The 13044-nt window shown below is 63.2% G+C and carries 16 protein-coding genes; 12 read left to right on the top strand and 4 right to left on the bottom strand.

Translation table 11 applies throughout. From position 1 onward, the window contains the following. The first annotated feature begins 10 nt into the window (after positions 1–10). The 5 genes from recA to dapF are packed head-to-tail and all read left to right on the top strand — an operon-like array spanning position 11 to position 5116. Positions 11–1051, top strand: coding sequence for a recombinase RecA (gene recA, locus ATJ78_RS09835; RefSeq protein WP_098407435.1), 1041 nt, complete (start codon positions 11–13; stop codon positions 1049–1051). 5 nt (positions 1052–1056) lie between these two features. Next, a complete protein-coding gene (locus ATJ78_RS09840; RefSeq protein WP_098407436.1) occupies positions 1057–1659 on the top strand; it encodes a regulatory protein RecX in 603 nt (200 codons plus the stop codon). A 50-nt stretch (positions 1660–1709) separates the two neighbouring features. Further along, on the top strand, positions 1710–3290 hold the full coding sequence (gene miaB / locus ATJ78_RS09845) for a tRNA (N6-isopentenyl adenosine(37)-C2)-methylthiotransferase MiaB (protein WP_098409315.1): 1581 nt from the start codon (positions 1710–1712) through the stop codon (positions 3288–3290). Between the two features lie 17 nt (positions 3291–3307). Further along, positions 3308–4225 carry a tRNA (adenosine(37)-N6)-dimethylallyltransferase MiaA gene (gene miaA, locus ATJ78_RS09850; RefSeq protein ID WP_245836275.1) on the top strand — a complete coding sequence of 306 codons (918 nt, stop codon included), beginning with the start codon at positions 3308–3310 and terminating at the stop codon, positions 4223–4225. Between the two features lie 15 nt (positions 4226–4240). Next, positions 4241–5116, top strand: coding sequence for a diaminopimelate epimerase (dapF, locus tag ATJ78_RS09855; RefSeq protein WP_098409316.1), 876 nt, complete (start codon positions 4241–4243; stop codon positions 5114–5116). 10 nt (positions 5117–5126) lie between these two features. Here the strand turns inward: dapF and ATJ78_RS09860 are convergent, their stop codons facing one another. After that, positions 5127–5768, bottom strand: a complete 642-nt coding sequence (locus ATJ78_RS09860; RefSeq protein ID WP_098407438.1) for a class I SAM-dependent methyltransferase — start codon at positions 5766–5768, stop codon at positions 5127–5129. Positions 5769–5813: 45 nt separating this feature from the next. On the opposite strand from ATJ78_RS09860, the gene hflX reads away from it, so the two are divergent. After that, on the top strand, positions 5814–7316 hold the full coding sequence (gene hflX / locus ATJ78_RS09865) for a GTPase HflX (RefSeq protein ID WP_245836276.1): 1503 nt from the start codon (positions 5814–5816) through the stop codon (positions 7314–7316). Positions 7317–7319: 3 nt separating this feature from the next. Here the strand turns inward: hflX and lexA are convergent, their stop codons facing one another. Continuing rightward, positions 7320–7991, bottom strand: coding sequence for a transcriptional repressor LexA (gene lexA / locus ATJ78_RS09870; protein ID WP_098407440.1), 672 nt, complete (start codon positions 7989–7991; stop codon positions 7320–7322). Between the two features lie 250 nt (positions 7992–8241). Here lexA and ATJ78_RS09875 point away from each other — a divergent pair, with 250 nt between their 5' ends. From ATJ78_RS09875 to ATJ78_RS09900, 6 genes are read left to right on the top strand one after another with little or no spacing between them, the layout of a single operon-like run. Beyond that, positions 8242–8586, top strand: a complete 345-nt coding sequence (locus ATJ78_RS09875; RefSeq protein WP_098407441.1) for a hypothetical protein — start codon at positions 8242–8244, stop codon at positions 8584–8586. Between the two features lie 16 nt (positions 8587–8602). Then, the gene (locus ATJ78_RS09880; protein WP_245836277.1) at positions 8603–9679 is read left to right on the top strand and encodes a histidinol-phosphate transaminase; all 1077 of its coding nucleotides are present in this window, start codon (positions 8603–8605) and stop codon (positions 9677–9679) included. A 2-nt stretch (positions 9680–9681) separates the two neighbouring features. Next, on the top strand, positions 9682–10287 hold the full coding sequence (hisB, locus tag ATJ78_RS09885; protein ID WP_434061490.1) for an imidazoleglycerol-phosphate dehydratase HisB: 606 nt from the start codon (positions 9682–9684) through the stop codon (positions 10285–10287). Next, positions 10284–10925 carry an imidazole glycerol phosphate synthase subunit HisH gene (hisH, locus tag ATJ78_RS09890; RefSeq protein WP_098407444.1) on the top strand — a complete coding sequence of 214 codons (642 nt, stop codon included), beginning with the start codon at positions 10284–10286 and terminating at the stop codon, positions 10923–10925. Before hisB ends, hisH begins: the two co-directional genes overlap by 4 nt. 51 nt (positions 10926–10976) lie before the next feature. Further along, complete coding sequence (gene priA, locus ATJ78_RS09895; protein ID WP_098407445.1) at positions 10977–11723, top strand: bifunctional 1-(5-phosphoribosyl)-5-((5-phosphoribosylamino)methylideneamino)imidazole-4-carboxamide isomerase/phosphoribosylanthranilate isomerase PriA; 747 nt, start codon at positions 10977–10979, stop codon at positions 11721–11723. After that, positions 11707–12480 carry an SseB family protein gene (locus ATJ78_RS09900; protein ID WP_098407446.1) on the top strand — a complete coding sequence of 258 codons (774 nt, stop codon included), beginning with the start codon at positions 11707–11709 and terminating at the stop codon, positions 12478–12480. The genes priA and ATJ78_RS09900 overlap by 17 nt, the downstream gene beginning before the upstream one ends. Here the strand turns inward: ATJ78_RS09900 and ATJ78_RS09905 are convergent. Together ATJ78_RS09905 and ATJ78_RS15880 are read right to left on the bottom strand one after the other, a co-directional pair. Then, positions 12477–12851 carry a DUF1844 domain-containing protein gene (locus ATJ78_RS09905; protein ID WP_098407447.1) on the bottom strand — a complete coding sequence of 125 codons (375 nt, stop codon included), beginning with the start codon at positions 12849–12851 and terminating at the stop codon, positions 12477–12479. The two genes, ATJ78_RS09900 and ATJ78_RS09905, sit on opposite strands and share 4 nt — an antisense overlap. A 1-nt stretch (position 12852) precedes the next feature. After that, the gene (locus tag ATJ78_RS15880) at positions 12853–13017 is read right to left on the bottom strand and encodes a hypothetical protein (RefSeq protein ID WP_156088590.1); all 165 of its coding nucleotides are present in this window, start codon (positions 13015–13017) and stop codon (positions 12853–12855) included. Between the last annotated feature and the right edge of the window lie 27 nt (positions 13018–13044).

Genomic DNA, 13044 nt, shown 5'->3' on the forward strand with positions numbered 1-13044 from the left:
GACGTAGCTCATGGCAGCTTCAGCAGACCGCGAGAAGTCACTGGAAACAGCTCTCGCGCAAATCGATCGTCAATTCGGAAAAGGCTCCGTGATGCGTCTCGGCAGCGACGAGCGTGCACCGGTCGAAGTCATCCCCACCGGGTCTGTGGCTCTTGACGTCGCTCTGGGCGTCGGTGGCCTTCCTCGCGGACGAATCGTCGAGATCTACGGGCCGGAGTCGAGCGGTAAGACCACGCTCACCCTGCACGCCATCGCGAATGCTCAGGCGGCGGGCGGAATCGCCGCGTTCGTCGATGCCGAGCATGCTCTCGACCCCGAGTACGCAAAGAAGCTCGGCGTCGACATCGATTCGCTTCTCGTTTCGCAGCCCGACACAGGGGAGCAGGCGCTCGAGATCGCCGACATGCTTGTACGCTCGGGTGCCATCGACCTTGTCGTTATCGACTCGGTAGCCGCCCTCGTGCCGCGAGCCGAAATCGAAGGCGAGATGGGTGACTCGCACGTCGGTCTGCAGGCTCGCCTGATGTCTCAGGCACTGCGCAAGCTCACGGGCGGCCTGAACCAGACCGGCACGACGATGATCTTCATCAACCAGCTGCGCGAGAAGATCGGCGTGTTCTTCGGAAGCCCAGAGACCACGGCGGGTGGAAAGGCGCTGAAGTTCTATGCGTCGGTCCGTCTCGACATCCGCCGCATTGAGACGCTCAAAGACGGCGGGGATGCTGTCGGCAACCGTACCCGTGTCAAGATCGTGAAGAACAAGATGGCTCCGCCGTTCAAGCAGGCCGAATTCGACATTCTGTACGGAACCGGCATCTCGCGCGAAGGAAGCCTCATCGACTTCGGCGTCGAACATCAGATCGTCAAGAAGTCCGGAGCGTGGTACACCTACGAGGGCGACCAGTTGGGGCAGGGCAAGGAGAACGCTCGCACGTTCCTGCGCAACAATCCCGATGTCGCGACCGAGATCGAATCGCGCATCAAGGTCAAGCTCGGTCTTGTCCAAGCTGACGACGACTCCGACGAACTCGCGGCTCGTCGAGGGGCCTGACCTTCATGGTGTCGTTCCAGCCGACAGAGGACGACGAGCGCGATGTTGCGCCGGTGACGGATCTGAATCGTCACCGGCGCGCCCGCGGTCGTCCCGAGCCAGATCCGGCAGCCGACGATGCTTCGCCTGCTCTCGCGGATCTGGAGGCCGCTGTCGTCAGAGCCATCGGTCGACGCGGACTCACCGAGAAGGAAGTGCGGGATCGCGTCATCGAGAAGAGCGGAGATGACGACCAGGCCCGCGCAGTTGTCGAACGAATGCGTGAGCTGCGGTACGTCGACGACGCCCGCATCGCCGAGGAGATGGTTCACCGTCTCTCTGACGGCCGCGGCAAGAGCCGCGCGGTCGTCGCGCGTGAGATGTCGGCGCGCGGAATCAGTCGTGAGGTCGCGGATGCCGCTCTCGACGACATCTCCGACGACAGCGAAAGAAGCCGCGCGATCGAACTCGCCGTGAAGCGGGGGGCGCAACTGGGCTCGCTCGACGACGCTGCTTTCGACCGGCGCCTCACCGGATACCTCGCGCGTCGAGGGTATTCCGGAGCCATCGTTCGTGAAGCAGTCGCGGCCGCTCGAGCCGAGCGTCGAAGCAGCGTCCGGTTCCGCTGACCAGCGCGATTCTGCAGCATTGCGCTGTCGAACGTAAACTGGTGGTCATCATGAGCACTTTGACCGAACGCCCGACCGAGATTCGCCGCTCCGAGGCCGCCGTCCGTCCCGATGGAAGTCCGCGAACGTACGAAGTGCGCACCTTCGGGTGCCAGATGAACGTCCATGACTCTGAGCGGCTCAGCGGATCACTCGAGGCAGCGGGGTACCAGAAGGCTGACGGCTCGAACGCCGACATCGTCGTGATCAACACGTGCGCCGTGCGTGAGAATGCCGACAACAAGCTTTACGGCAACCTCGGTCATCTCGCGGCGGTCAAGCGGCGTCACGAGGGAATGCAGATCGCCGTCGGCGGGTGCTTGGCGCAGAAAGACAAGAACGTCATTCTCGAGAAGGCGCCGTGGGTAGACGTCGTCTTCGGCACGCACAACATGGGGTCGCTGCCCGGTCTCCTGGAGCGGGCCCGTCACAACGATGAAGCGCAGATCGAGATCCTGGACGCCCTTGAGACGTTCCCCTCCACACTTCCGACAAAACGCGACTCGAGCTACTCCGGATGGGTGTCGATCTCGGTCGGCTGCAACAACACGTGCACGTTCTGCATCGTGCCTTCTCTCCGGGGCAAAGAGAAAGACAGGCGCCCTGGCCAGATTCTCTCCGAGATTCAGTCGCTGGTCGACGATGGTGCTGTGGAAGTCACGCTTCTCGGTCAGAACGTCAACTCCTACGGCGTCGAGTTCGGCGATCGCCAGGCGTTCAGCAAACTGCTGCGCGCGGCGGGACAGATCGACGGGCTTGAGCGCATTCGGTTCACCAGTCCGCATCCTGCCGCGTTCACCGACGACGTGATCGACGCGATGGCTGAGACGCCGAACGTCATGCCGCAACTGCACATGCCACTTCAGTCAGGTTCAGACAAGGTCCTCAAGGCGATGCGGCGTTCGTACCGCAGCAAGAAGTTTTTGGGAATTCTCGAGCGTGTGCGTGAGCGCATTCCCCACGCAGCCATCTCCACCGACATCATTGTGGGCTTCCCCGGCGAAACCGAGGAGGACTTCGCTGAAACGCTGCGCGTCGTCGAGGAGGCACGTTTCGCCTCGGCATTCACCTTCCAGTACTCGATCCGTCCCGGCACGCCCGCCGCGACGATGGACGACCAGATTCCCAAGGACGTCGTCCAGGAGCGGTACGAACGCCTCCTCGCTCTTCAAGAGCGCATCAGTCTTGACGAGAACAAGGCTCAGATCGGAACGGAAGTCGAGCTTCTCGTCGCCGTGGGTGAGGGCAAGAAGGATGCCGAGACGCACCGTCTCACCGGGCGTGCCCGTGATTCGCGCCTCGTGCACTTCCAGGTGCCCGAGGGAAGTGACGTGCCGCGCCCTGGCGACATGGTGACGGTGACCGTTACCAACGCGGCGCCGTTCCACCTTCTTGCGGACTCGACAGACGGCGCTCCGCTGCGCATTCGTCGCACACGTGCCGGCGATGCGTGGGAGCGTGACCAGGCGGACTCGTGCGGCGTTCCCGCCGACGGCTCTGGGACGGCCGGCTCGGTGTCGCTCGGCATGCCGAGCCTGCGCCCACCCGTGAGCACGATGCCGATCTATGACCCGGCGGACGGTGAGCGCTGAACGCACCGCCGGTCATCGTGATCGTCGGTGCGACAGGTACCGGCAAGTCGGGACTCTCCCTCGACCTCGCAGAAGCGCTCGCACGACGCGGTCGTTCTGCTGAGATCGTGAACGCCGATGCCATGCAGCTCTATCGCGGCATGGACATCGGAACAGCGAAGCTCTCGCACGCAGAGCGCCGCGGCATCCCACATCACATGCTGGACGTGCTCGAACCGTTCGAAGACGCCTCGGTCGCCGAGTATCAAGAACAGGCACGAGCGGTGATCGATCGGCTGCGCCAACAGGAAATCGTGCCGATTCTCGTCGGCGGATCGGGACTCTATATTTCGAGCGTCATCTACGCATTCGAGTTTCCCGGAACCGACCCGCAGGTGCGTTCCGAGCTTGAGCGCGACCTCGAGCAGGACGGCGTAGGGGCTCTTGCCCGCAGGCTCGCCGATCTCGACGCCTCTGTCGCTCGACGCATCGGCTCGACCAATGCTCGACGCATCGTGCGCGCCCTCGAGGTGGCGCAGATCACGGGAGATCCAGCACGCGGGCTTTTGCCCGAAGAGCCGACTCTCACGTACCCCACGGTCATTCTCGGTCTCCATTCGCCGCGCGAGCGACTTGTTGAGCGGCTTGATGCTCGCGTCACCGGAATGTGGCGGGACGGACTCGTCAACGAGACCCGGATGCTGCTGGCGAACGGACTCGAGCGTTCAGCGACCGCAGGGCGAGCCATCGGCTACGCCCAAGCCGCGGCGCAGATCAGCGGGGAGCTGACCGAAGAGGAGGCGATCGCCGGTACTCAGCAGCTGACCCGGCGGTACGCGAGACGCCAAGTGAGCTGGTTCAAACGGTATACGGGGACGACGTGGCTCGAGAGCGAGTCCGAGACGATCGTCGCCGAGGCCGAGCGACGCGTCCGAACGGCGTTCACCGACCTCTAGACTGGCACCATGGCGATGACCCTGCAGTTCACCAAAGGCCACGGCACAGGCAATGACTTTATTCTGTACACGGACCCCGCAGGTGAGCTCGCTCTCAGCCCGCAGCAGGTGCGCGCCCTCTGCGACCGGAACATGGGGATCGGCGCTGACGGTGTGATCAGAGCGGTTCGCTCGGTGTCTTTGCCTGAGGGAGCCGCGGCACTCGCGGAGGATGCCGACGCCGAGTGGTTCATGGACTACATCAACGCCGACGGTACTGCTGCCGAGATGTGCGGGAACGGCATTCGGGTGTTTGCACGCTACCTCATCGAGAACGGACTCATCACTCTTGAAACGGGCGACACGGTACCGATCGGCACGCGTGCCGGCGTTCGCGACGTGCAGCGTTCCGCAGACGGCTTTCACGTCGACCTCGGGCGCTGGACCCTTGAAGACGGTGAACCGCTCGTCCGTGTGAGGGAGCTCAAGGTCGCCCGTCCGGGCCAGGGCATCAACGTGGGAAATCCGCACATTGTCGTCGCGCTTGCCGACGTCGAAGAACTCGCGGATGCAGATTTGTCGTACGTGCCTCATGTGGATCCGGAGCCCGAGCACGGCGCGAACATCGAGCTTGTCGTGCCACGCGATCCGCTCGTGAAAGACGGAATCGGCCGCATCACGATGCGCGTGCACGAACGCGGGGTCGGCGAGACGCTGTCGTGCGGGACTGGTGTGGCGGCCGCGGCTCTCGCTACGCGGCACTGGGCAGGGTCGAGCGCGCCGCACAACTGGCGCGTCGATGTGCCGGGCGGAACGCTCGGCGTTCGCATGTTCGCCGCAGAAGACGGTGAGCACGTCGGGCTCTCGGGCCCAGCGGAACTCGTCTACACCGGCGCGATCGAGCTCGCGTGAGGTTTCGCTTCTAGTTCACGACATCGAGTGGTTCGGTCGAACCCGTGTGACGCCGTGTGCGCAGCACGCGGTAGCCCTTAGACGTCGCCACGCGCGCCACGCTGTACTCATCGTGGAGTTCGGCACGGAGCCAACGCTGCAGGCTGTCGGAACCGAGGTTGCGCTGCACGACGAAGTAGCCGTCAGAGCCGGGGACGAGGCGGGGAATCCAGTGCTGGAGCATGTTGTGCAGCTCGCTCTTGCCCACGCGAATCGGCGGGTTGGACCAGATGCTGCTGAATCGCACATCAGCTGGTACATCATCGGGCAGCGCCGCACGAACGTTCTCGGCTCCAAGCGAAGCCGCATTTCGGCGCACGAGATCGAGAGCGCGCTCGTTTACATCGACGGCCCACACCGTCGCGTCCGGTGACAGAATGCCGAGTGTCAGGGCGATCGGTCCCCATCCACACCCGAGGTCAAGCAGGTGCCCACCGATCGGTGGTGGCGGCGTACTGCCGAGAAGAACCCGGGTTCCGAGATCGATGCGGTCCGGACTGAAGATGCCATTCGCTGTCGTCACTCGACGCGGGGCTCCGGCGAGATCGACGGTGACGTTCTTGATCTTGAGCTCGCTTTCGGGGCTCTGCGAGAAATAATGATCGCCGGTCATAATTAGGTACGCTATCGCAGGCGTCCGACACTAGGGTTAATGCTGATGGCTGAATTTGACGAACACCCCGACGAGGACGACACTCTCGACCGCATCCTCGCGACGGGTGACGCTCGCGCCTATTCCGTGTTCGGCCGGGCACAAGCGCTTCAAGATGACGCGAGCGAGTCGACGTCAGACGGTGACCAGTTCGACAGAGAGGAGCGTCGGGCACTTCGTCGCGTTTCCGGGCTCTCCACGGAGCTCGAGGACGTCACGGAAGTCGAATACCGACAGCTCCGCCTCGAGAACGTGGTTCTCATCGGTGTCTTCCCTCAGGGCTCACTCGAAGACGCGGAGAACTCGCTTCGTGAGCTGTCGGCACTCGCGGAGACCGCTGGCGCTGTCGTTCTCGACGGCCTTCTGCAGCGACGGCCGCACCCAGACCCTGGCACGTACCTCGGACGCGGTAAGGCGGAGGAGCTGCGTGACGTCGTCCGCTCGCTGAATGCCGACACGGTCATCGCTGATACGGAACTCGCTCCGAGCCAACGCCGAGCACTTGAGGACGTCGTCAAGGTCAAGGTGATCGACAGAACCGCCGTGATTCTCGACATCTTCAGCCAGCATGCTAAGAGCAGAGAGGGCAAAGCGCAGGTCGAACTTGCTCAACTCGAGTATCTGCTCCCGCGGTTGCGGGGCTGGGGCGAATCGATGAGCAGGCAGGCCGGAGGCCAAGTCGGAGGCGCTGGCGCGGGCATGGGGTCCCGTGGCCCTGGTGAGACGAAAATCGAGCTGGATAGACGGCGCATCCACAGTCGCATGGCGCGACTGCGCAAGCAGATCAAGAGCTTTGCGCCGTCACGTGAGGCGAAGCGGGCCAATCGGTCGCGATTCGCGGTGCCGTCGGTTGCAATCGTCGGCTATACGAACGCCGGCAAGTCGAGTCTCCTCAACCGGATCACGCGCGCGGGCGTGCTCGTCGAGAACGCCCTGTTCGCCACGCTTGATTCCACGACCCGGCGCACGCGCACCGACGATGGGCGCGAATACACGCTGTCCGACACCGTCGGGTTCGTGAGGAATCTCCCTCACCAGCTCGTTGAGGCATTCCGCTCGACGCTCGAGGAAGTCACCTATGCCGATCTGATCGTTCACGTCGTGGACGCATCACATCCTGATCCCGCTGCGCAAATCGCGACGGTTCATGACGTCGTCGGCGACGTCGGTTCGCGCGAGACCCCGGAGATCATCGTCTTCAACAAATCTGATTTGATCGACGAGGATCAACGGCTTCTGCTGCGAGGGCTCGCGCCCGACGCGGTCTTCGTGTCAGCACGAACTGGAGAAGGAATCGAGCGTGTACTCGAGGCGATCGAAGACAAACTGCCTCACCCGCCCGTCGATGTCACGCTGCTCGTCCCCTATGACCGGGGAGACGTGATCTCTATGCTGCACCGGCGTGGCGAGGTCGCGACGATCGACTATCGCGAAGATGGAACCTTCGTGAAAGCGTCGGTCTCTGAAGAGATCGCGGCACAAGTCACCGAGTTCGCGGTCGAGGCCTGATCGTCACACGGAGCGAAGCACCGCGACGACCTTTCCGAGAATCTCAGAGTGGTCGCCGAGGATGGGCTCGAAAGCTGTGTTGCGGGGAAGCAGCCAGGTGTGTCCGTCCCGCTGGCGGAAAACCTTGACCGTGGCTTCCTCGTCAAGCATCGCGGCGACGATGTCACCGTTCTCGGCCGTGGACTGCTGACGCACGACGACCCAATCGCCGTCGCAGATTGCAGCGTCGATCATGGATTCGCCTTTGACGTGAAGCATGAAGAGCTCTCCCTTGCCGACGAGCTGCCGGGGGAGGGGGAACACTTCCTCGACCTGCTGCTCCGCGGTAATGGGCATGCCCGCTGCAATATTGCCGACGAGTGGAACCATCGTGGCGTCGCCGACCGGGCGTGACGTCTCTCCGACATCGGCGGTCTGGGGAAGGTCGATGAGGACTTCGAGAGCGCGGGGCCGATTAGGGTCACGTCGTAGGTAGCCGCTCAGTTCCAGTTGGTTCAGCTGGTGCGTCACGCTCGAAAGGGAAGCAAGGCCGACAGCATCTCCGATCTCGCGCATGCTCGGCGGATAGCCGTTCTGCGACACGGTGCGCTGGATGAACTCGAGAATGGCGCGCTGCTTTTCACTCAGATTCTTTCGGCGACGGGTCTGCGTCTTCTTCGTCGTGTCCTGTGCCATTCCTCTACTCCTGTCGCCTCACGAGCCCGATGTCGGTGGCTCATGGTGATGTGTTCCCTGTGATCGAAACTGTATCCGCTGCCGAGTGCCGAGGCAAACATCTATTCGAGTGTGTCGCGGATTCGGGTGCGAAAATACCGAAAAGACGGTTGACAGTTCGAAACATCGAAGATAGGTTGGGAACACAGGTTCGTTTCGGCCTTCACCGGCCTGAGGGCCGAAACGAACCCGTCAACGAAGGAGCAGACAGATGAGCACTCAGCAGACCGACGCAACCGTGCGGCTTCGCCTCACGAGACGCGGCCGGGCCGTCGTTACGGCGCTGGCCTCACTTCCGCTCGTGCTCGGCGTCGGTTACGGAGCCATGCACGCGGCTTCGGCTGCCGCAACGAACGACGAATCATCGTCGACTTTCGAATACGTGACTGTGACAAGCGGTGAATCGCTGTGGATGCTGGCTGAACGCATCGCTCCGGAGCATGACCCGCGTGAGGTCGTTGCGGAGATCGTCGACCTCAACCAGTTGGGCACCTCATCGGTGTCGTCGGGGGAGCGGATCGCGATTCCATCACAGTACGAGGTCGAAGCGCAGTAGCCCATACGATGGTGGGGTGACCAGTTTGGATGACCTCCCCCTCCGTGACAACCTCCGAGGGCGCACCCCTTACGGGGCGCCGCAGGCTCCCGTTCCCGTGGCGCTGAACGTCAACGAGAACACCCACGGGATCCCCGAGGCTGTCGCCCATGACATCGTCGCATCCGTCGCGGCATCGATCATCGGCCTGAATCGCTATCCTGACCGTGAGTTCACGGATCTGCGCCGCGATTTCGCGGACTACCTCGGTCACGGCCTCACCGCGGAGAACATCTGGGCTGCGAATGGGTCGAACGAGGTGCTCCAGCAGATTCTGCTGGCCTTCGGCGGTCCAGGCCGCACGCTTCTCGGGTTCACACCCACCTATTCCATGTACCCCCTGCTCTCGTCGGGGACAAGCACGAGCTGGGTTGCACGTGAACGTGAGCCGGACTTCGAGCTCTCCGGAGAGTATCTCGCTCGCGTCATCGCCGAGGAGACTCCCGACATCGTGGTGCTGTGTGCGCCGAATAACCCGACGGGAACACCGCTCGAACTCGACGCGATTCGTGCCGCCTACGAGGCGGCTCCGGGCATCGTGATCGTCGACGAGGCATACGCGGAGTTTTCGGATCCCGCCACTCCCAGCGCCCTCGAACTGCTCCCGGGGCGTCCTCGACTCATCGTCTCGCGCACAATGAGCAAAGCCTTCGCGTTCGCGGGAGCGCGCGTGGGCTACCTCGCGGCGGACCCGGTGATCGCCGACGCCCTGAGGCTCGTGAGGCTCCCCTATCACCTGTCGGCATTGACGCAGGCGGCCGCGCGGGCGGCGCTGCGGCACTCCGACGCTATGCTCGCCGTAGTCGACGACATCCGTGGGCAGCGAGAGCGCATCTCGGCGGGCCTCTCGGCGCTCGGATTCAAGCCGTATCGTTCCGGCAGCAATTTCGTCTTCTTCGGCGGCGTCGACGACACAGACAAGCTATTCCGGCAGCTGTTCGAACGCGGCATCCTCATCAGAGACATCGGCATCCCGGGTCACATGCGCGTTACTGCGGGCACCGAAGCTGAGACATCTGCGTTCCTCGATGCGATGTCCGCACTACGATCATGAGTATGAATTCTTCACGGGTCGCCCGTATCCAGCGCGAAACCAGCGAGTCGTCGATCGATCTGCGGATTGACCTGGACGGCTCCGGCACGAGCGACATTTCCACGTCCGTGCCCTTCTTCGACCACCTGCTGACGGCGTTCGCCAAGCACTCGCTCACGGATCTTACCGTTCGTGCGACCGGTGACATCGACATCGACGTTCACCACACCGTGGAGGACATCGGGATTGCTCTCGGCAGGGCGATTCGCGAGGCTCTCGGAACGAAAGAGGGTATCTCCCGGTACGGCGATGCCCTCGTGCCCCTGGACGAAGCACTCGCGCAGGCCGTCGTCGACATCTCTGGACGACCGTATCTTGTTCACGGTGGCGAGCCGGCTGGGTTTGAACTTCACCTCATCGGCGGACACTTCACGGGGTCCATGATTCGCCACGTATTCGAGGCGATCGCCTACAACGCCGCGATGACCGTGCACATCGACGTGAAGTCAGGCCGTGATCCGCACCACATTGCCGAAGCAGAGTTCAAAGCGTTGGCTCGCGCCTTCCGGCAGGCGAAGTCGCTCGACCCGCTGGTGAGCGGAGTTCCGTCGACAAAGGGCACTCTGTGAGCGCTCCTCGCGTCGTCGTCTTCGACTACGGCTCCGGCAACGTTCATTCAGCGGTGAAAGCCGTTGAGGCTGCTGGCGCCGACGTCGCTCTGACAAGCAGCAAGAAAGATGCTCTCGAGGCACACGGGCTGCTCGTTCCCGGCGTGGGAGCCTTCAGCGCTGTCGTTGATCAGCTTCGGGCTGCAGGCGCAGACGAAGTGATCGACCGCCGGCTCGCAGGCGGACGCCCGGTGCTCGGCATCTGCGTCGGAATGCAGGTCATGTTCGAATCCGGAGTCGAACGAGGTCAGGTGGCCGACGGTCTCGGTCAATGGCCCGGAGTCGTCGAGCGCCTAGAATCGCCGGTCCTCCCGCACATCGGCTGGAACACAGTCCTCGCCCCGCCGCAGTCACGGCTGTTCGCTGGCGTTACCCATGAGCGGTTCTATTTCGTCCACTCGTATGCCGCACGAACGTGGCCTCTCGAGTTGTCGGACACCTTCGCGGCCCCCCAGGTGACGTGGGCGGAGCACGGCGAGCGGTTCATCGCCGCCATCGAGAACGGTCCATTATGGGCGACGCAATTCCATCCAGAGAAGTCGGGGGAGCCCGGCGTCCGCCTTCTCTCGAATTGGGTGGAAAGCCTCTCTGCTCACTAACATGGGGTTCTTGTGCCGCACGGCACGTCATCACCTTCACAAAGGATGGGAATGCGCGAGTTCAATCAAGCGCCGGCGCTCGAGTTGCTTCCGGCCGTCGACGTGGCAGGCGGCAAGGCGGTGCGGCTGACACAAGGCGAGGCGGGCAGCGAAACCAGTTACGGAGATCCGGTCGACGCTGCTGAAGCATGGGTCGATGATGGCGCAGCGTGGATCCACCTTGTCGACCTCGACGCCGCGTTCGGACGTGGTAACAACGCATCGGTGATCCGCCGAGTGATCAAGAACGTGCGCGGGGTCAACGTCGAGCTGTCCGGCGGCATCCGCGACGACAAGTCGCTTGAAGCGGCATTGGACAGCGGTGCGAAGCGCATCAATCTCGGCACGGCAGCACTGGAGAACCCCGAGTGGGCCGCAAACGTCATCGGCCAATACGGTGAATCTATTGCCGTCGGCCTTGATGTTCGCGGCACAACCCTCGCTGCGCGAGGCTGGACTCGCGACGGCGGTGACCTTTGGCAGGTCCTCGAACGCCTCGAAGAGGCGGGATGTGCCCGGTATGTCGTCACCGATGTGACGAAGGACGGAACGTTGAAGGGTCCGAATCTCGATCTGCTCAGGCAGGTGATGGACCACACGGAGCGCCCGGTCGTCGCTTCTGGAGGAATCTCGAATCTCGACGATATTGCGGCGCTACGCGAGCTCGTGCCGCTCGGCCTCGAGGGTGCAATCGTCGGCAAGGCTCTCTACGCGGGCGCGTTCACGCTTGCAGAGGCGCTGGATGTCGCATCCGACTGATAAAGCCGACTCCGCGGGGCAGCCGTGGGAAGGCCGCAGTTTTCGTCCGAACGACCGGGCGGCTGATGACGGCAGCGCACCTCCCGGACTGATCGCAGCGATCGATTCCTTCCATGGTGGCGGCGACGATGGCCGAGGTGTTGTCGCAGAATTCGCGACATCTCGCCTGCTGATCCCGCTGGTAGCTCATGCCGGTGAACACGGCGTCACCGACGATTGGATCGTTGTCGACAAGACTCAGGAACTCTCGATCATTACGGTTGAGGGCCCCGACGGTCGCAATGTCATGCCCGTCTTCTCCTCGGTCGCCGCCATGCAGGCCTGGAACCCCCAGGCGCGTCCTGTGCCTGCCGAGGGCGTCCGTGTCGCGCTTGCCGCCGCCGAGGAGCGCACCGATCTCGTCGTGCTCGATGCGACATCTCGGACCGAGTTCGTCATTCGTCGACCGGCTTTGTGGGCCATAGCCCAGTCCCAGGCGTGGATTCCGAGCTTCGCTGATCCAGAGGTTCTGGCGGCATTCGAACGATCGGCGGTGACCGATGATCGCGTTGTAGCCGTCCGATTGGCGCCCGGGGACCCGACGGCGCGGCTGAGAGCGCCGGAGACCGTCGTGTCGCTGACGCTCGTGCCGGGGCTTGGCCGCGAAGAACTCTCTCAGATCGTCACGCGACTGAGCGAGCTATGGGCTGCCGACGAGGTCATCGCACACAGAGTTGACTCGCTCAAAGTCGCGATCGCCGCAGACAGTTCAGGCTAGGCGACCGGTCCCGTCCACTTCTCGCCCGGGCCGGCGCCCGGAGCATCAGGAATCGTCGACGCTTCACGGAAGGCGAGTTGCAGCGTGCGCAGTCCATCGCGAAGGCTGCGAGCGTGCATATCGCTGATCTCAGGAGCACCCGCCGTGATAAGTCCCGCGAGTGCGTTGATGAGCTTGCGGGCCTCGTCGAGGTCGGTTTGCGTCTCCGCATCGTCAGCGAGCCCGCACTTGACGGCAGCGGCGCTCATCAGATGAACAGCTGTCGTTGTAATCACTTCGACCGCCCCGACATCGGCGATGTCCCGAGTCACCTCATTCAACGCTTCGTCGAAATCGCCGCCGGGAAGGCCTTCGTTGTCGGTCGTATTCACACTATTCCTCTGCTAGACTGTTGCGGTCCATGGGTTCAATCCCAAGGCGAAAGAGGAGAATCTCCCACCCGCGCTTGACCGTTATCCAGGTTACCGGGTTGTTGCACTCCGCCGGGTCGGCGATCGACACGGTAGTCAGGGTGTTATGCACGACCTTGTCGTGCATAGGCGGCTCCTCTCTCGTCATGTACCG

The sequence above is a fragment of the Paramicrobacterium agarici genome (assembly GCF_002563955.1).
GTDB lineage: Bacteria > Actinomycetota > Actinomycetes > Actinomycetales > Microbacteriaceae > Paramicrobacterium > Paramicrobacterium agarici.